At 53.5% G+C, this 18,716-nt stretch carries 15 protein-coding genes; 14 read left to right on the top strand and 1 reads right to left on the bottom strand.

The features are described 5' to 3' along the window. Positions 1–75: 75 nt before the first annotated feature. The 13 genes from OQH67_RS06810 to OQH67_RS06870 all read left to right on the top strand — a co-directional run bounded on the left by OQH67_RS06810 (position 76) and on the right by OQH67_RS06870 (position 16,598). Entirely contained in the window at positions 76–2,310 is a 2,235-nt protein-coding gene (locus OQH67_RS06810; protein WP_215434046.1) for a hypothetical protein, read from the top strand. Positions 2,311–2,632: 322 nt separating this feature from the next. Continuing rightward, positions 2,633–3,556, top strand: a complete 924-nt coding sequence (atpB, locus tag OQH67_RS06815; protein ID WP_215434045.1) for a F0F1 ATP synthase subunit A — start codon at positions 2,633–2,635, stop codon at positions 3,554–3,556. A gap of 83 nt (positions 3,557–3,639) precedes the next feature. Beyond that, positions 3,640–3,858, top strand: coding sequence for an ATP synthase F0 subunit C (locus OQH67_RS06820; protein ID WP_067572806.1), 219 nt, complete (start codon positions 3,640–3,642; stop codon positions 3,856–3,858). A gap of 100 nt (positions 3,859–3,958) precedes the next feature. Continuing rightward, on the top strand, positions 3,959–4,486 hold the full coding sequence (locus OQH67_RS06825) for a F0F1 ATP synthase subunit B (RefSeq protein ID WP_067572831.1): 528 nt from the start codon (positions 3,959–3,961) through the stop codon (positions 4,484–4,486). 8 nt (positions 4,487–4,494) lie between these two features. Then, the gene (locus tag OQH67_RS06830; RefSeq protein WP_215434042.1) at positions 4,495–4,902 is read left to right on the top strand and encodes a F0F1 ATP synthase subunit delta; all 408 of its coding nucleotides are present in this window, start codon (positions 4,495–4,497) and stop codon (positions 4,900–4,902) included. A gap of 19 nt (positions 4,903–4,921) precedes the next feature. Then, on the top strand, positions 4,922–6,454 hold the full coding sequence (atpA, locus tag OQH67_RS06835) for a F0F1 ATP synthase subunit alpha (RefSeq protein ID WP_067572810.1): 1,533 nt from the start codon (positions 4,922–4,924) through the stop codon (positions 6,452–6,454). A gap of 21 nt (positions 6,455–6,475) precedes the next feature. Continuing rightward, positions 6,476–7,348: an ATP synthase F1 subunit gamma gene (atpG, locus tag OQH67_RS06840; protein ID WP_067572812.1), complete on the top strand. Its 873-nt coding sequence runs from the start codon at positions 6,476–6,478 to the stop codon at positions 7,346–7,348. Between the two features lie 75 nt (positions 7,349–7,423). Further along, entirely contained in the window at positions 7,424–8,842 is a 1,419-nt protein-coding gene (gene atpD / locus OQH67_RS06845) for a F0F1 ATP synthase subunit beta (protein ID WP_215434041.1), read from the top strand. Positions 8,843–8,866: 24 nt separating this feature from the next. Further along, entirely contained in the window at positions 8,867–9,289 is a 423-nt protein-coding gene (gene atpC / locus OQH67_RS06850; RefSeq protein ID WP_130083541.1) for an ATP synthase F1 subunit epsilon, read from the top strand. Beyond that, positions 9,289–9,843, top strand: coding sequence for a DUF5069 domain-containing protein (locus tag OQH67_RS06855; protein ID WP_067572818.1), 555 nt, complete (start codon positions 9,289–9,291; stop codon positions 9,841–9,843). Before atpC ends, OQH67_RS06855 begins: the two co-directional genes overlap by 1 nt. Before the next feature lie 288 nt (positions 9,844–10,131). Next, on the top strand, positions 10,132–10,305 hold the full coding sequence (locus tag OQH67_RS06860) for a hypothetical protein (protein WP_215711674.1): 174 nt from the start codon (positions 10,132–10,134) through the stop codon (positions 10,303–10,305). Continuing rightward, positions 10,280–15,958, top strand: a complete 5,679-nt coding sequence (locus OQH67_RS06865) for an RHS repeat domain-containing protein (protein WP_215719879.1) — start codon at positions 10,280–10,282, stop codon at positions 15,956–15,958. Before OQH67_RS06860 ends, OQH67_RS06865 begins: the two co-directional genes overlap by 26 nt. After that, on the top strand, positions 15,933–16,598 hold the full coding sequence (locus OQH67_RS06870) for a hypothetical protein (RefSeq protein WP_215458965.1): 666 nt from the start codon (positions 15,933–15,935) through the stop codon (positions 16,596–16,598). The genes OQH67_RS06865 and OQH67_RS06870 overlap by 26 nt, the downstream gene beginning before the upstream one ends. A 16-nt stretch (positions 16,599–16,614) precedes the next feature. Here OQH67_RS06870 and OQH67_RS06875 read toward each other — a convergent pair whose 3' ends face one another. Then, positions 16,615–16,779: a hypothetical protein gene (locus tag OQH67_RS06875; RefSeq protein ID WP_215436645.1), complete on the bottom strand. Its 165-nt coding sequence runs from the start codon at positions 16,777–16,779 to the stop codon at positions 16,615–16,617. A 62-nt stretch (positions 16,780–16,841) separates the two neighbouring features. On the opposite strand from OQH67_RS06875, the gene OQH67_RS06880 reads away from it, so the two are divergent. Further along, on the top strand, positions 16,842–18,350 hold the full coding sequence (locus tag OQH67_RS06880) for a hypothetical protein (protein WP_215436648.1): 1,509 nt from the start codon (positions 16,842–16,844) through the stop codon (positions 18,348–18,350). Positions 18,351–18,716 lie beyond the last annotated feature (366 nt).

Consider the following 18,716-nt stretch of genomic DNA (forward strand, 5'->3'; position numbering starts at 1 on the left):
GCATGTCGATAAGGCTGTTGTGTCCGGATCTCCGGACGCCCTGAGAGGTGCATTAAGACCCCATGTTTCAAGACAATGAAAACCCATTATCTTTACTCCATACCCTGTGTGGCGCTGACTTGCGCCCTTGCCGGATGTTCCGACGACAATAAGAATTCTTCCGGCAAGCCGGACCAGGATGCCGCGGCGTCCACTCCGGCCGCCGCGATTGACCAGAGCAAGCCGGTCACTGCCGATCTGGTGGCGAAACGCGCCGAACGCCTGGGCATAGCCGCGCTGTTCCCCAGGGAAATGAGCATGGTGGCAGGCGTCTATGATATTCCCGGCATGATCAAGGGCTTCCAGAGCTTGAACATGTTCAAGACATGGGGGGCGTGCGAAGTGGATGTGGAAGAGGAGGATGAAAGCATCGCCATTCCCGGAGAGGATGGCGGCGAGGTTGTCGTGAATGAGGATCTTTCCGAAATTACCGTCAAGAAGGTGGACAGTCCGGTTATTGACGCCATGGTCGGCTTCGGACCCGGATGGGCGGCCTGGCTGGACAGCGCTCAGGGAGCCTTTTGCAGTATGGGGCAGAACCAGATGGAGTCGATGCTGGACATGTACACCCTCTTTTCCTCCGCCAGTTCCGGAGCGCAAGGAACTCCTGAGGCTCTGTCCGCCAGAACTTCGGTAATGATGAACAGGACTTTCAAAACGCTCGCTCAATGGGCTGCTCTGGTCGATCTGCGGCCTTCACAGGACAAGACGGCTCCGGTGATGGTCGCCGCCAAGCTGACTCCCGATGCCCTGGCCCAGGTCCAGTCTGTCCTGAAGGATGCCAATCTGCCGGAAGACATGGAGCTACACGGCATTGTGTCTCTGTATGACAAGACATACAACGGCCTTGCGTGCAAGGTGGCGGAAGTGGACTGCAAGAAATTGCGCGCCAAGATAGAAGAACACCTGAAGGATGTTTACTCAGAGAATTCCATTACTCCCGAAACCAGGGAGCAGATCAACGAGGCATTGAAGCGCCTTGATGATTCCAAGCTGTACGCGGTCGTCGGTTTCGTCAATGACACGCTTGTAGGCTTTGTGACCACGAATCCTGAGTTGCAGGTGCATGTGGCCGCGTCCCCGAAGGATTCCGTCGTTGCCCGTCCGGATTTCAACATGGCGGACGGCCAGCTTCAGTATCCCGCCTACGGATTGTGCTTTGCGGACAAGGCTTTGATGCAGGCCGCGCTGAAGTCCGATATAGCCATGTACAAGGGCTATCTGACCGGCTTGAAGCAGGTGATGGAATTCCTCGGCAAGGAATGGAAGGTGGCGGATATGGCTCCGGCCCTGTCCTCTCTGGATTCCATTCAGGGAAATGTTCTCGGCTTCTATGATAAGATGGCGCGCAACGCCACGCCCGTTTCCTGGTATTCCTGGCAGAACCAGGGGGTTCATCTGGAAATAGCCATGTACCCGATGGACTGCTACAAGCTGGATGCCCCCACGGCCATGAATTCCGTGCGTCCCGGCGCGGACACCGTTCTTTACTGGTCCGGCGCCGTCAACCATGAGACGGTGGACATGTATTATTCCCTGATTGGGGATGTTTCCCAGATTGTGTGGGACTACGGCAACGCCTACATTGCCGATCCCAAGAACAAGGTGAGCGACCAGGTGAGCATGGCGGCTCCCATGATCCAGATGGCCCGGCCCACCATTGAAGAACTCTGGAAGGCTCAGAAACTGGCCTGGAACGGCATGACCGGCGCAGGCGCTTATGTGGTGGACATGAAGGGAGCCCCCAATCCCATGCTCCAGAATGTTCCGTCTCCGCGCTTCTCCCTGGTTTATGAGATCAAGGACCGCGCCGCCCTGGGCCAGGCCTGGCAAAAGGTGATCGACGCTTCCAAGACGATTGTTCCGCTGGTCAGCCAGGGCAAGATGAAGGAACTGCCCGCTCCCAAGGCCACTACGGAAGGGGATGTTACCACTTACGATTATCAATGCCCGCTGGGCCCGGATCTGAATCCCGTGGTGAGCGTGTCCGATTCCCGCTGGGCCCTCAGCATGCCCAAGGCGTTCGGTGACGAAGTCCTCAAGGAGTCCATGAAGGCTCCCGGCCAGGTGGCCCCGATGGAGTTCCAGCTGAACCTGGTTCCGGTCCGGGACGCCCTGAAGAGCGCCGCTGACGGAAACAAGGATATCCGGAAAGCCGCCAAGGCCCTGGACGTGATCACCTCCGACGTTACGGGCATTCATGCCACGGGCCGCAAGGCTGGTGACGGCAGGGACGTGTACCACATCCATATTCTTTCCGCCGGCAAGTAAACCTGCCAGGACGTTTTGACGGAGGCCGCTTCACCATGCGTGGAGCGGCCTTCCTTTTTATCCGAAGCGGGAGAAAGATCCACTTGTGCGGGAAGTCCCGGGGTACTCCGGACTTTCCTTTCTTTATTTATGGCGGATGGATTGCAGGAACAGGGCGGCTTTCCTGCGGAGCGTGAGATTATGAACAAATGTATACATTTTATCCGCGTGCCGAGTTTTGGACTTGCCAAGGGTAGGGCGAAAGTCCACAATTACCATTGTCAAATAAAGGAGATGCCTTTTATTTGCCGGAATGGACACAAGCAATGGCTAGAGAGAAACGATGAGCAGATTTTTCCAGTTCCTGTGGTTGGCGGCGGCAATGGTGTCCGGCATGCTGGGCGGCACTGCCCAGGCGGCGGAGGAAAGCGGAGGCCATGGGCTGGACCAGGCGGCCCCCCAACTGTTTTCCCTCCCTCTTCCCGGAGGAATCGAACTGCCGGTTTCCAATTCCATGCTGATGCTTTTCCTGGCCGTTCTCTTCATCAGCTTGGTGGTATGGCTGGCTACGCGCGCCATGAAGATTCTTCCCTCCAGGTTCCAGAACATGGTGGAGTATTTTTTTGAGACCCTGTACAATTTTGTGGAGTCCCTTCTGGGGCCGCGGCTCACCCGCAAGTATTTCTGGTACTTCGGCACCATTTTCACCATCATCCTGGTCAGCAATTACATGGGGCTTTTGCCCGGCGTCGGCACCATTACCTATCATGGGGTTCCCCTTTTCCGCGGGGCGAACGCCGACCTGAACGTGACCATGTTCCTGGGACTGTTTTATGCCGTGATGTGGCTGTACTGGAGCATTCGGGAGCAGGGGCTGAAGCATTTCTTCCTCCATCTGTTCGGTCCCAAGGGGGGGATGAAGGGGTTCATGGGGGCGGTGCTGGTGCCCATTTTCATTTTCGTGGGGATTGTGGAGTGCCTCAGCATTGCCATCCGGCCCATTGCGCTGGCCGCCCGTTTGTTCGGAAACATTTACGCCGGTGAGACGATCATTGAAACGATGTCCCACATGTTCGGCCCCCTGGGAAGCGCCTTGTGCGTACTTCCGTTCCTGGCCATTGAACTGCTGGTCGGCTTTATCCAGGCACTCGTATTCCTTCTCCTTACCGCCATTTTCCTGAAGCTCCAGATAGGCGATGAAGATTCCCAGAGGCACGACACTCCTCCGGAATCCCTGCCGGAACCCGGAGCCGGGAACAAGCCCTGAACCGGGTGCAGAATTTCCGTTTCCGACCATGGGCAAACCGTGGGGGAACGTTCCAACAACAAAAAACATAACCAACAGACAATATGATTGATCCTACCGCAATGGCTTCCCTTGCCGAACTGTCCGGCAATGTGGGGTTCGGCCTCGTTACCATCGGCGCCGGCCTGGGCATTGGCATGATTGGCGCGAAGGCCGCCGAATCCACCGGGCGCAATCCCGGCGCTTCCTCCTCCATCATGGTGATTGCCATCACGCTGGCGGCCCTGATTGAAGGGGTGGCCCTGATTTCCATTTTCATGTAGTCATGAATTTGCTCCGTTCCCGGGCGGCGTGGCCCGGCCGGGAACGGCCTTCCCCTTTTCCGGAGTATTTTCTCCGGCATGTTCCAACCAATTCATTTTTATGCTGCAAATCATAGCCGACCAGTCCTGGAACCCTTTCGCGCCCTTTGGCGTGACAAGCTGGGAGCCGTTTCTAGCCAACCTGATCGCCTTCATCCTGATGGTGGTGATTCTGCGTTACGTGGCATTCAAGCCCATCCAGAATATTCTGGAAAAAAGGCGCCAGCGCATTGAGGAAGGCGAGGAAATGCGGGAGGAAAGCGAACGCCAATTGGCGACTGTGAAGGAACAGACGCGGGAGATGCTGGTGGAAGCGGGTGAAAAGGGGCAGGAGAAGATAGACGCCGCCAAGGCCGCGGCCGCCCGCCTGCTGGAAGAGCAGGAAGCCGCCGCTTCCGAGAAGGCGGCGGAAATCATCAAGAAGGCGCATGAGCTTTCCGCCCTGGAACAGCAGAAGGAGCGCGACGCCCTGAAGGAGCAGTTCGGCCAGCTGGTGGCGCTTGCTACGGCCCAGGTCACCGGCAAGGTGCTGACGGAGGAAGACCAGCGCCGCATCAACCGGGAGGCCATTGACAGCCTGGATTCCTGAATGTTTTTATGAAGATCGGCAAGGACACGCAAAACGCCGCGCGCAGGCTTTTCCGGCTCTGCATGGACGGCAATTCCGTGGTGGAAGACCGGGTGCGCCTGGTTGCCCGGAAAATCGTGGAACGCGAGCCCCGCAATTATGAGGCCCTGCTGACCGCTTTTTCCCGCATGGTGGAATACGCCGTGAAGAGCCGGACCGCCATCATCCGGAGCGCCGTGCCCCTGACGGACGAGGAACGCTCCCAAATCCAGCAGAAGCTGGCCGCGAAATACGGCGAGGGCCTTTATTACCACTGGGAGGTTGCCCCGGAATTGCTGGGCGGCATCCGCATCCAGGTGGGCGACGATGTGCGCGACGGTTCCGTTCGCTCCAAAATAGACCGGCTGGCCGATCTGGCCCGCTCCCTTTCCAATTAACCAATGAACCATTTTTCCCATGAGCAACATACTTCAAGAACTCGAAGCAGAAATTAAGAAAGCCACGGCTGCCGTCAGCCAGGAAAACGTGGGCGTCATTCGTTCCGTGGGGGACGGCGTCGCCAAGATCGAAGGGCTGAGCGGCGTGATGCTCAATGAAATGCTTGAATTCCCCGGCGGCGTAATGGGCCTGGCGATGAACCTGGAAGAGCACGAAGTGGGCGCCGTCATCCTGGGTGACGATTCCGACCTGAAGGAAGGGGACATCGTCAAATGCACGGGCCGTCTTCTTTCCGTTCCCGTGGGCCGCGCCCTGCTTGGCCGCGTGGTGAATACGCTGGGCGAACCGATTGACGGCAAGGGGCCGATTGAAGCGGAAGCCTATTATCCCGTGGAGAAGATCGCCTCCGGCATCATTTCCCGCCAGTCCGTTTCCGTTCCGGTGCAGACGGGCATTCTCCCCATTGACGCGATGATTCCCATTGGCCGCGGCCAGCGCGAGCTGATCATCGGCGACCGCGCCACGGGCAAGACGGCCATTGCGGTGGACACGATGATCGCCCAGGCGGAACAGAACCGCCTGGCGGAGGAAGGCAAGCTGCCCGATCACCAGCCCCTGTACAATATTTATGTGGCCATCGGCCAGAAGCGTTCCAACATCAGCCGCCTGGTGGCCAAGCTGGAGGAAACCGGGACCATGAAATATTCCATCGTGGTGGCCGCTTCCGCGTCCGATCCCGCCGCCATGCTGTATCTGGCGCCGTACGCCGGGTGCGCGATGGGTGAATATTTCATGGACAAGGGGGAAGACGCCCTGATCGTGTACGACGACCTTTCCAAACACGCCGTGGCCTACCGCCAGATTTCCCTGATCCTGCGCCGCCCATCCGGGCGGGAAGCATATCCCGGCGACGTGTTTTACCTGCACAGCCGCCTTCTGGAGCGCGCCGCCCGCATCAACAAGGAGCACGGCGGCGGTTCCCTGACGGCTCTCCCCATCATCGAGACGCAGGCGGGCGACGTTTCCGCGTATATTCCCACGAACGTCATTTCCATCACGGACGGCCAGATATTCCTGGAGACGGATTTGTTCTACCAGGGGGTGCGGCCTGCCATCAACGTGGGTATTTCCGTATCCCGCGTGGGTTCCTCCGCCCAGACGAAGATCATCAAGAAGCTGGCCGGCTCCGTGAAGCTGGATCTGGCCCAGTTTACGGAATTGCAGGCCTTCGCCCAGTTCGGTTCCGATCTGGACGCGAACACCAAGGCCAAGCTGGCGCGCGGCCAGCGCATCGTGGAACTGTTCAAGCAGAACCAGTACGAACCCAAGTCCCTGGGGCTGGAGGCCGCCGACCTGTACGCGATGCAGAAGGGATATTTTGACGACGTGCCGGTGGACCGCATCAAGCAATGCCAGAACGCCTGGGAGGCCTACCTGCAGGACCAGCATCCGGATTTGCTGGAAAGCATTCTGCAGGTGAAGGACCTGACCCCTGAGATAGACGCCGGGCTCAAGGCCGCCATCGAATCCTTCAAGCTCAGCTGGAATTAACGATTACCGGAGCACTGAAACATGGGCAACCTGAGAGACATCAGACGCCGGATCAAGTCCGTCAAAAACACGTCCCAGATCACCAGGGCGATGCAGATGGTGGCTTCCGCCAAGATGCGCCGCGCCCAGGAGCAGGCCGTGAAGGGCCGCGCCTACATCCGCGCCCTGGCGGAAGTGCTCTACCATCTCCAGGATGAAATAGATACCAATTCCAGCCCCCTGATGCAGAGCCACGGAGGCGTGGACCTGGTGCTTCTGGTGAACACGGACCGCGGCCTGTGCGGCGGCCTGAACGCCAACCTCATCAAGATGACGCGGGAGGCCGCGCCGGAAGGCGCCCATTACGTCACCATCGGCCGCAAGCTGAATGCCACGCTGGCCAGGCTGGGGGATCAATTGGACGCCACCTGGAGTCTGACGGACCCTCTTTCCCTGTTGGAACTGAAGCCCATTTTCGATTTCCTGCTGAAGAAATTCAAGGAGGGGGAATACAGCCGCGTATTTGTGGCCTTCTCCGGCTTTGTGAATACGATGGTGCAGAAGCCCCTTTTCCGCCAGTTGCTGCCTATTGAGCAGGACCCCCTGATGAAGATGGCCAAGGCCGGGGGCGCCTCCCTGGACGGGGCGGAGGCCCACAAGCAGTTCCTGCTGGAGCCGAGCCCCACGGACTTGCTGAATACAATTCTGCCGCTGTACGTCTTCCACGGGCTGGTGCAGATCGTGCTGGAGGCCCGCGCTTCCGAGCATTCCGCCCGCATGGTCGCCATGAAGGGCGCCACGGAAAACGCCAAAAACATCATCAACGGACTTACGCTGGATTACAACAAGGCGCGCCAGACGCAGATCACCAACGAATTGCTGGAAATCACCACCGCCATGCGCGCCATGGAATAAGGACACCGACGGCTTTCACCCATCCCGCAAGCAACTTTTCCCTTCATCATATTTCAATATTAACATTTTCTCATTATGAATAACACAGGCACTCTCGTTCAAATCATCGGCGCCGTGGTCGATGCCGATTTTTCCCGGTCCGAAACGCTTCCCGCCCTGCTCAATGCCCTGGAAGTGGATTATGAGATCAACGGGCAGCGCAAGACCCTGGTGCTGGAAGTCCAGCAGCACATCGGCGACGGCTGGGTGCGCGCCGTGGCCATGAGCTCCACGGACGGCCTGCGCCGCGGCATGCCCGTGCGCGATCTGGGACATCCCATCGAAGTGCCGGTGGGACCGTGCGTTCTGGGCCGCATCTTCAATGTTCTGGGTGAGTCCGTGGACGAGCGGGGCAAGCCTGACTGCGCCGGGGTGAGAAGCATTCACCGCAGCGCTCCTCCCCTGGACGAACAGTCCACCAGTACGGAGGTACTGGAAACGGGCATCAAGGTGATCGACTTGATCTGCCCCTTCCTGAAAGGCGGCAAGGTCGGCGCGTTCGGCGGCGCCGGCGTGGGCAAGACCGTACTCATCATGGAGCTGATCAACAACATCGCCAAGGCGCGTAGCGGCCTTTCCGTTTTTGCCGGGGTGGGGGAACGTACCCGCGAAGGGAACGACCTGTACAATGAAATGATTGAATCCGGCGTGATCAATCTGGAAAAGCCGGAGGAGTCCAAGGTGGCCCTGGTGTACGGCCAGATGAACGAGCCGCCGGGAGCGCGTCTGCGCGTGGCCCTTTCCGCCCTGACCATGGCGGAATATTTCCGTGATGAAGAGCACAAGGACGTGCTCCTGTTCATCGACAACATTTTCCGTTTCTCCCAGGCGGGGTCGGAAGTGTCCGCCCTGCTGGGTCGCACCCCGTCCGCCGTGGGCTACCAGCCGAATCTGGCGGAGGAAATGGCGGACCTTCAGGAACGCATCACATCCACCCGGAATGGCTCCATCACATCCATGCAGGCTGTTTATGTCCCTGCGGACGACTTGACGGACCCCGCTCCCGCCACCACTTTCGCCCACCTGGATTCCACGGTGGTGCTGGAACGTGCGCTGGCCGCCCAGGGCCTGTTCCCCGCGGTGGATCCGCTGTCCTCCACCTCCAAGGCGCTGGCCCCGGAAACCGTGGGCGAGGAGCACTACCAGGTGGCGCGTGGCGTGCAGATGGTCCTGCAGCGCTACAAGGACCTTCAGGACATGATCGCCATTCTGGGCATGGACGAGCTTTCCGAAGAAGACAAGCTCATCGTCAGCCGGGCCCGCAAGATCCAGCGCTTCCTGACCCAGCCCTTCCATGTGGCGGAAGTCTTCTCCAGCATTCCCGGAGCCTATGTGCCCGTGTCCGAAACGGTCCGCGGGTTCAAGGAGATTCTGGAAGGCAAGCTGGACATGGTCTCGGAAGACGCCTTCTTCATGCGCGGCAGCATAGAAGACGTTCTCAAGGAGGCCAAATAACCCTTTTCCCGATCGTTCCGTACCATGAGCATGGAGTTCAAAGTCATTACCCCGGATGAAGTGGTGGTCTCCGCCAATGTGGAGTATGTGTACCTGCCCGGCAGCCTTGGTGAAATGGGGGTGCTGGACCACCACACGGCCATGATCACTTCCCTGGAACCGGGGGAACTCCGCTACAAGCCTGTGGACGGACCGGAGGAAAGCATGGTGGTGGGAACCGGATTTGTGCAGATCAACGACGACCATGTACTCATGGTGACGGACCTGGCTCTGGACTCCTCCCAGATTGATGAAAGCAGCGTGGAGCGCGCCATTGAGGAGGCGCAGGAAGTACTGAAGGCCCGTTCTGAAATGTCCCGCGAGGAACAGGCGCGGTTTGAGGCCAGCCTGACCAAGCAGATCATGATGCTGAATTTCAAACGCAAGCACAGAACCCCCGGACGGTGATGGAGGAAGATTGGAACGATACGTTTTACGACCTTTTCCGCGAAGCGGTGGGGCGCTACCATGAAGGCCACCGGAATGTGGACGGCTTCTTCACGGACCAGGAAATCATGTTTCTGTCTTCCATCGGCTGCCGCACGAGGGAATTGTTTGACTTTGTGGAATCCTATGCCCGCACGGGAGCTCCGTCTCCTACGACGGTACTGTTGATAGCCGCGGCGCGCCGGGATTTTTTCCTGATTATCCAGCATGGCCAGTTTTACCAGGGAAAACCCGTGATCGGGTATGATCTGCCCGGATTTGGAGATGAGCTCAGCGGCCTTCCCTACCTGCCGCGCCTGATTGCCAAGGCGAGAGCCAAGCTGGCCGGGTCCATGGGAGACGATATCATTTACTGCTGTGAAAACGACCGCCGTTTTTTCCGGGACCACGGCCACATTCATCCCGCCGATTTCCTGCGCGTAGTCTGGGCCGCGGGAGATAGCGACCCAAAGATTTATGATTATGTCCGCCAGTGCGCCCTGAACTCTTCGGCAAAGCCCGTGGAGGAAGAGTAGCGGAGGCAGGTATTCCCTGATTTCTCTTTTTCAGGAATCGGATTTTTTAAATGGAAAAAATTCCTGTTCTGGTAATCGACTGTAATTAAGGCGGTGATTCCAACGTAATTTTTATTTTAATTTCGGTATTTCTAGAAAATTTATTGGAAGGAATAAGTTCTTTTTTCTGAGTATTGCCTTCCATTTCAAAAATGAAATGAGTTCTTAACGTATCAGGCGTCTTTCATTTGGGCGACCGGTAGTTCTACATTGTCTGCAAATCACTTAACAATCCTGATTTACAAGACAATGAATAATACCCAAATTACCCTGGAACCTCGTTATCCCTTCGTTCCCATGTTCGCCAACGGCCTCCCGCAGGCCGACTTCTACGTCAACGGCATCACCGCCCCGTTCTCATCTCCCCTCGCTCCGCTTCCGATGACACTCGCCATGAATGGACCGGGTACCTCAAGATCATGAAACGCGGTACCTATTTCCTCTCCCTGGACGCCGATTCCTCTCCATCTCCCTCTCCATTCCCTTCAAGAATGTGGAACTGACCAGCGAAGCAAAGGACCTTTCCGTGAAGCCGGAGAGCGTCGTGCTCGAACAGGGGTATTACTGGTGCCAAATCGTCCATGAATACCACCCCGCCCTGGGCTCCGGACAGGAGTTCTGCATTGCCGTTCTTTCCGACAAGGCGGAGGTGCCCGATATCAATTCCTACCTCAATCCCAATGTAACTCCTCCGGACAAGGAAGGGGAGGAAGTTATCACCCTGGTCAATCTTTATCGGGATGAAGAGGATGAGGGTACTTCAAGCAGTTCTTCGGAAGGAGGAGGGTTTGATTTTGAGTTTGATCCCAAGTCAAGCAGTTCCAGCTCCAGCTCCAGTTCCAGCTCCAGCTCCAGTTCCAGTTCCAGTTCCAGTTCCAGTTCCAGTTCCAGTTCCAGCTCCAGCAGCAATTCCTCTTCCTCTTCCAGCGGACCGGAAGAAGAAGGCTGCCCGTGCCCCTGTTCCTGCAAATGCGAGGAAGAAAGCGCTCAATCCGAGTGTGACAAGAATGGAGGACCCAACTCTGCCGGAGGCCACTCCTTCGGCGGCAACCCGGATGATGCCGACGACTGTGAAGGCATGCTGGAAGTCGGCGGAGGAAACTCCGGAGGTGGGGGAGAAGGAGGCGGTGCTGCTACCTTTGCCACCTTCAGTTTCCGGGCCAATCCTCAATGCTCCATTGGACTGCGCTACAAGCATCCCCTCGAATGGACCTGCTCCTGGGACTCCGCTTCCCGCCAGGCAACTGTCAAGCGCCCCACCGGCAGCTCCATCTCTTTCCATGCCGCCGCCGGAAGCGCCGACGCTCCCGTTTCCGGAGGTTCTCGCAAGCTCAACTACAGGGTCCGGCTGCTCAACCAGGACAAGTCTCCCTGTACGGACGGAAATCCCATTTATCTGGACATGGTCCAGAGCAATGGAAGCACCCTGCGCTTCTCGGCTTCCACCGGCAAGGTTGTTTCCCTGATTTCTTCTTCCGGGGTGGAAACCACGGCGGAAGCCTATGCTGCCAAACTCCAGGTCAACCGCCATCCCTCCACCGGCGCCATCCAGAGCATCTGGTCCCAGTCGCAGGGTCTTCTCCAGGCAGTGCCTGAGGGCAACAAGCTCACCCTGGAGTGGTACTCCCCCTCCCAGGTGAACAAAACCGCCCGGAGCGTAACTGCTTCCGGGACTCCCTACAAGACGGTCAGCTATGAAAATACTCTCAAGGATGGAGCACCCGTGATGCTCATCACCGAGCAGAGGCAGGGCATGGCCGCCTTCCATACAGAACGGAAAGTGGAAGGCAACAATGTAACCATCACCCAGGGTGAAGGGGACGAGCGCATCGTACGGCGGATTGAGCGCAATTTCCTGCCCGGGGGCAAGTGGGAGATGATTGAGAGCTACCGCAAGATCAACGAGGAAACACCCGTATCCTGCGTCCGCACCGTCCAGAAGAGCACGGACGGCGGCTGGCTGACCATCAGCAGGACGGAAGGCTACAATACTCCCCTGGCCCAAACGACACTCTACACGTATAACGACCAGTTCCGGGTATCTCTGGAAATCCAGCCCGACGGAGGCTACACGCGCTACGAGTACGACGACCAGGGACGCGTCATTCTGCAAGCAACGCCGTGGGCAGGCGGAGGGGAGAAAGGAACACGTACCACCTACGCCGACCTGCGCTTCAATGATTTCAGGCCGGCAACGGAAAGAGAGGTAATCATTGCTGAGGATGGGACGGAAACCGTCCTGAGGACAAAAGTCTACACGTATGAAGACACTCCTCAGGTGAACCAAACGACAATAACAGAAACGGCTTTGGGCTCCGACCAGGTTCACACAAGCGTCTCGGAAACTTATGGGGAAGCAGCTCAGTATCCCTATGCCCGGGGGAGACAGAAGATGAGCCAGGGCATCAACGGCGTTCAGACCATTTATACCTATGAAGCCTCTTCAGAATACGGAGCCATCCACAAGGTAACGACAACCGTCCAGGCAAACGGGAGCATTGTTCCCGGTCAAAGTACCCGGAGTGTTGAGTACATTGCTGAGAACGGTACAATTACCAGACAAGAACAGTATGTTCATACAGGTGAAAATTGGTCTCTGATTTCTTCCGAAGACTACCAATACGATGCCGAGCTCAAACTTGCCAAAACTACAAGAGGTAATGGCAGAACCAGCACGACGGAGTGGATGTGCTGTGGGCCTCTGAGGGAAACCGATGAAGACGGAGTGGTTACCAGCTACGGTTACAACTCGGCCAAACAACTGGTGGAAACTATTCGTTCCGCCACGGAAACCACTCCCGAAACTATCACCAGCTACATTTATGATGCCGCAGGAAGGATTATTTCCACACGAAAGGATGTCGGCGCTCTGACGACGGTTGAAAGTACCCAATACGATAACGTGGGAAGAACCATTTCTACCACGGATATTCTTGGACGTGTGACCAGGACCCAATACAGTGACAATCAGCTTACCACCACTGTAATCACTCCTTCAGGAGCTACCTTGATTACCAAAACTTATTATGATGGCACCATTCTCCTCCAGACGGGAACCGGACAGCGGGAAATGGAAACCCAGCTTGAGTTGACACAGGAGGGCATTCTTACCACCACCCTGTCCCAGGGAGTGGTTCTGTTACGCTACCTGGAAAACGGTTTCGGTCAAACTATCCGACAGGAACAACCCAATACTTTGGAAGGTTTCATTGCCACCCGAAACACCTACAACGATAAGGGACAGCTTGTCCGCTCTCAAGCAGAAGACATGGCTCCCACAGCAACCGACTACAGTGAATTGGGCAGCATCGTGAGGCAAACCGTCCTTCTGGACGAGCTTCATCCCGAAGATGCCGCTAAAAACAGGATATCGGAAAGCTCCACATGCTACCAGATACGGGAGGATGGCATTTATCAGGTACAAACCTCTACAACCTACAATACCGAAGGACTGCCTCTCACACAGACTACCGAAACCATGGTTTCTCAGCTGGACCCTGTACTGGAAAGCAAAACCATTGCCACTGACGTTTACAGCCAGCAAAGCATCCAGTGGACGGAATACACGGCTCCCTCCAAGCGTACCCAGCTCAGTCGCATTCCCACTTCGGATATCGTCGCCGAATCCCTTGTAGTGGATGGATTTACCATAAGCCAAACCAATTATGCAGGAATCCACTCTTCACAGGAACGGTCCTATGCCTCCACAGGAATAATCCTGAAGCGAACCGATGCTCGCAAAAATATCACTACCACCGAAAGCGACTTGGCCGGACGCTCCATCAAAGTCACCGATCCAGCGGGCAACACCACCACCACCGTCTATCTTCCTTGCTGTGATGCGCCAGCCTGTATCACGGATGCTTTGGGAGGCACCACCTGCTATTCCTACGATATCCGCGGCCGGAAAACAGCTGAATACGGCACTGCCATTCAGCCTGCTTGCTTCGCTTATGATGAGAGTAATCACATGATTGCTCTGACCACGTTCAGGGTGGATGAAAAAGACATCACCACCGATCCTACAAGTCGTACCGATGGAGATACCACCGCGTGGCTTTACGATGATGCTACAGGACTGGAACTTAAAAAGACCTATTCCGACGGCTCCTGCATCTCCAGAACCTACGACAAGCTCAACCGTCTAAAGACTCTCACTAAGGCTCGCGGTATTACTACCAATTATACCTATGTCCCCCTTACCGGAGAGCTTGTTTCGGTCACTCATAGTGATAGTACTCCGGATTGGAATTTTACCTACAACCATTTGGGAGAAATGGTTGCTGTCTCGGATGCCTCCGGTCGTAGGGAGCTCATTTATGATATTTATGGTAAGATGATTCAGGATACATCTTTTGGGATCGTAGAAAGCTGTCTCCAGCCAGGGTACGACTCCTTCGGGCGTCCCTGCGGATACCGTCTTATGCTGGGCACGCGTACCGTGCAGCACTCTCATCTTGACTATGGCCATCAAGGTGCCATGATGGGGATGAATATGGAAGGCTTGGATACTCCTTTTACGTGGGAGTATGACGAAACCAACGGCTTCCTCAAGCAATTATCCTATCCCAACGGCATGGTCCGCAAGAATACTTACCATTCCAGGCTCAACCTCCTGGCCTCCATCAGCTATGAGGATGCCGGGACTGGCAACATGTTGGCCGGAGATGCCTATCAATACGATAACCTGATGCGCCCCACCCAGCGCCGGGATTCCTGGGATACCGCTACACCGACAATAACAAGGTACTTCACTTATAATAGTAGAAGTGAACTTATCAATGATGAGCTCCAGCAAAGAGGCAACTTTGCCTACCAGTACGACAACATCGGCAACCGCAAAAATGCCCAGGAACTGGAAGAGGAAATATTTTACGGAACCAATCAGCTCAACCAGTATACGAACATCGTCAGAGCAGGAACTCCCTTCCAGCCTGTCTATGATGCAGACGGTAATCAGACCAGGATTAAAACCTCTACAGGAATCTGGAATGTTTGTTATGATGCCAATGACAGGCCTGTCTCTTTCACCAGTGAAGACGGCTGTAGTGCTGTCGTTTGTGACTATGACTACATGGGACGACGCTTTCGAAAGAAGGTGCTCGTCAATGGGAAGGCTGTCAGACACTCTTATTATCTCTACGACAGCTACTTGGAAGTGGCTGAACTGGACCTGATGCATCCCCGGCCTGTTCTGGTAAAGAGCTATCTTTGGGATCCAACGGAACCGGAGGCTACACGCATCTTGATGATGACATTCTGGAAGGAAAGCGCAACGGAAATGGGAGAACATTTCTACTTCACGCATGATGGGCTGAAAAACGTCACTTCCATTTTTGACGAACAGCAGACACAGAGGGCTCGCTATGAGTATGCCCCCTTCGGAGAACTCTTGGCAATGGAAGGGGATATGGCCCAGAACAGTAAGTTCCGGTTTTCCTCCGAGTACATGGACGATGAGTTGGGGCTTATCTACTACACTTACCGGCATTTCAATCCCCATGACGGAAGATGGATCAATAGAGACCCGATTTCTGAATTAGAAGGATGGAATTTGTATAGCTTTGTGAAGAATAACTTAAATTTTTCATTTGATCAATTGGGGCTTGCTGCGTCTAAATTTTCATATGAAGTCTTTATCAAAAGTGAAGCATATGGAACTTATTTGACAGTAAGTCGAGTGGATGATGCTGTAAAAACAGCAAAAAAATATACAAAGGGAAGTATTAGTAAAATATTAAGTTTATATGATTTTTTAAAGCATACGGCAAAACTTATGAGTACCATGGGACTTCCTGCCGGAGATCAAATTAGAATTTTTGTTTCATTATCATGTAAATGCGATGATGGTTTTTTGGGATTTTTTTGCAGTGAAAAAGAAATGCGGACCAGGAGTTTCATAATTCTTCCTAAACATGTTCCTGAGTATGATGGGAAACATTCTTTTGGATTTCTCGGACCTGCAAAAAATCCTGAAAAATTTATTAAAGGTCTTGAAAAATATATTGATCAAGAAGTGGTTAAAATAGTAAATCCTAGAAAAAAAGAATGTGATGATTTCTGTAAAACTAAATAAATTTATGAGAGTAAATATTTTTAAAAAAATTATTATTATTTTGTTGATTCCAATAATCTTTTGTTTGATTTTTTGTATTGGATATATTTTTGGAGAAAAAAATATAGAAAAAAAGTATGAATATCTGGATGTAATAGAAGATAATTCTAGTAGCCTATCTAATTTTAATGCAAGTCTATGGAGAGAAGCTGCATTAACTGCTTTAATACAAATGACGCCAGGCAGTAAAAATAGAGTGGAACCATATATATCAAAAAAATATTTAGATGAGAATGTTTTGGACAAAAAACATTTAATTGATACTTACAAAATGGCTTTATTTTCAGATGCCTTCTGTTATAAAATGGATCCTACTTTTCCAATTGATTATTCTCGCACAACAATTTTTTGGATGAAAAAGTTAGGTTATTTTTTAGAACGCGAAGATTTTGACGTGTGTCCCAACATGTCGGAAATAGTTAAACTTCTGGAAAATGGAGATGTGAAACTTGAGCATGTAACTCCGTTTACAGCTAATCGATCTTGGTTCTATCCTGGGAATTATGAAAAAATACTAAAATTTGCAGAAAAAGAACTGTCCAAAAGATCTGATTTAGAAAATTTTATTGAACGAACTTGGGATGATGAATCGAAAAATTAATAAATTCTGCAAAGGGTTATTGCGATAATATTTTGATATTTAAAAATCTATCCAATAAATTCAAATTTGTAACAATTTCTACTTCTTTACGTATTTTTTCTTTTCTATAAATATTCAAACTCCCTCCATTTATTATCTTTTTTATATTCAACAATTCTTTTGTTTGGAAAGAGTCTGTCATGATGTAATTGTGTTCTGCGCGGAATTTTCGGGAGGGTAACATAGTCAACCCTTTGCCGAACAATGAAAAGAAATTGGAAATTTGTCTTTCTTGCCTCTGTATCAGCTGTCTTTTTTACAGGGGAGATGGCTTCTCCATTGGAAAAGAATAGTAAAGTTGATAAGGATTGGTGGGAACTTCTGAAAGCTCCCTCAGTTCTCAGGCCTGCCGGGCGAGAAGTGCAACGAATGACGGAAATGTTGTCTGAAATTACCGGGCTGGAAGAAGACGACTTTATCTGGCTGCAAGTGCCTGAGGATGTCTGCGACGGAGGAATAAGGATGTGGGCCATCAACAGGGAGAATGTCTTGAAGGCGGCCCAACCTGTTTACTTTCCTGAAGTTTACAGGTTTTTTACCGGATATGGGGAAAGTCCGTCTTTCAAGAATCTTGATCTCAGGTTGTTGAATTCATGGAGGGGGATGGAATTCCGCCATGTTCCTTTGGAGAGGGAGTTGAGTGCGGTTGTTGAGTCGTTGTACAAGGCTCTCGGCCGGTTTTATGATCAACCCGGTCTTGACGCTTCATGGAGCATATGCGCCGCGTGCAATCCGCAATATGACAATGATATGATGGGGCAGGATGTCCTTGTGGCGGCCGGCAGGCTTGGAGGAGAATTCCACGGATTCAATACCGGCATGTGCAGTATGACCGTTGTCCAGGCGTGGGAGTATTTATGCCTGCTGCTGCATGATTCAGCCCTTTTTGGAGTGCTTGGCCAGGATGAACAGTTATGGCTGGCAATGCAGGGGGAAAGGCTGCTGGAGCTGATTGAGCGGATTGAGAAGGGGCCGAAGCCAGAAAAATGGAAGGGTGTTGTGGAGAAGGAGTCTTTTGGAATGGAATATCTGACATTGCCGGGAACTCTGAAGAATGAGGATATCTGGCTCCTGCTGTTTCCGGAAGGCGGAAGCGGTCTGAGCAGGATGTGGGTGGAGGAGAGAAAGGCGGCCAAAGGAGGAAACGGCCGGATGACGGTGGATGCCCAGGGCCTCAACATGACGGAGTCCAGAGTCGATTTTGCTTCCGTGAATTGGAAGGTATCCGGAGGAGAGGAGAGTACGAGTGCGCCGCATTTTGCCTACGTTTGTTTGCATAATATGTTGCCGGAAAAAAGCTGGAAAGAGTCCGTGGCGGATTATAACAGGATGAGGAGAAAGAAGGGATGGAAGGATATGGACGCAGAGGCTGTAGCCGTCATGGTCTTCCGTCTGGGGTATATCAGCAGGGCCCGGGTCAAGTTGTCTGAAGAGGAATGGAAGAGCCTGGCAACGAAGAAGGATGCCTGGGCATTGCGCTGGCATGGGCCGGGTAACGGAAAGGAAGACAAAGCTTTTGCGGAGCAATGGAAGAACGGATGCGGGGATTTCATTCGTCTTTCAGCGTCCTCTTCCTGGCGGAATGCGAATCGGGTGGATTCCGATTTGGAAGAGGTCCTTTATTATTTTATGAAGCTGGGTAAAAACCGGGGGATGGAGAGCAGAGTAGGGAAGGATAAGAAGAAAAGGGTTATGGAGATTTTGAAAAAATGAAGTTGAAAGAAAATTGGATGAATAGCGGAAGTGGGCATGTGAATGAATGCCGCATCTGAAGAGCATGCAGCCTTTTAACATCAGGATGATTCTGCCATATATACCCCCTGTTTTATGCGCCGTTGCGACATGCCACGGAGAGGCTGTGGCCCGTGATCAAGAGGATGTGACAAGGAACGGTATTCTTGTATTGCAGGCATGCACGGATGAGAAGACTACGGCGGAGCATTCCAGGGAAATTTCCCTGATGTTCAAAGGCGTTCTGCTTAATGAAACGATTCAGGCATTGTTCAAGGCCGACAGGAACCATTTATACCATGCGGTTCTCTTGGCTGAAGTGGAAAGAATGAATCATCATGAATGGTT

Source organism: Akkermansia biwaensis, assembly GCF_026072915.1.
Taxonomy (GTDB): domain Bacteria; phylum Verrucomicrobiota; class Verrucomicrobiia; order Verrucomicrobiales; family Akkermansiaceae; genus Akkermansia; species Akkermansia biwaensis.

Bases quoted from the DNA above. Each gene is read 5' to 3' on its own strand.
- OQH67_RS06880 (WP_215436648.1), top strand. From the start codon at position 16,842: ATGAAAAGAAATTGGAAATTTGTCTTTCTTGCCTCTGTATCAGCTGTC.
- atpB (WP_215434045.1), top strand. From the start codon at position 2,633: ATGAGCAGATTTTTCCAGTTCCTGTGGTTGGCGGCGGCAATGGTGTCC.
- atpG (WP_067572812.1), top strand. From the start codon at position 6,476: ATGGGCAACCTGAGAGACATCAGACGCCGGATCAAGTCCGTCAAAAAC.
- OQH67_RS06830 (WP_215434042.1), top strand. From the start codon at position 4,495: ATGAAGATCGGCAAGGACACGCAAAACGCCGCGCGCAGGCTTTTCCGG.
- OQH67_RS06860 (WP_215711674.1), top strand. From the start codon at position 10,132: ATGAATAATACCCAAATTACCCTGGAACCTCGTTATCCCTTCGTTCCC.
- OQH67_RS06875 (WP_215436645.1), bottom strand. From the start codon at position 16,779: ATGACAGACTCTTTCCAAACAAAAGAATTGTTGAATATAAAAAAGATA.
- atpC (WP_130083541.1), top strand. From the start codon at position 8,867: ATGAGCATGGAGTTCAAAGTCATTACCCCGGATGAAGTGGTGGTCTCC.
- OQH67_RS06855 (WP_067572818.1), top strand. From the start codon at position 9,289: ATGGAGGAAGATTGGAACGATACGTTTTACGACCTTTTCCGCGAAGCG.
- atpD (WP_215434041.1), top strand. From the start codon at position 7,424: ATGAATAACACAGGCACTCTCGTTCAAATCATCGGCGCCGTGGTCGAT.
- OQH67_RS06865 (WP_215719879.1), top strand. From the start codon at position 10,280: ATGGACCGGGTACCTCAAGATCATGAAACGCGGTACCTATTTCCTCTC.
- OQH67_RS06825 (WP_067572831.1), top strand. From the start codon at position 3,959: ATGCTGCAAATCATAGCCGACCAGTCCTGGAACCCTTTCGCGCCCTTT.
- OQH67_RS06810 (WP_215434046.1), top strand. From the start codon at position 76: ATGAAAACCCATTATCTTTACTCCATACCCTGTGTGGCGCTGACTTGC.
- OQH67_RS06820 (WP_067572806.1), top strand. From the start codon at position 3,640: ATGATTGATCCTACCGCAATGGCTTCCCTTGCCGAACTGTCCGGCAAT.
- atpA (WP_067572810.1), top strand. From the start codon at position 4,922: ATGAGCAACATACTTCAAGAACTCGAAGCAGAAATTAAGAAAGCCACG.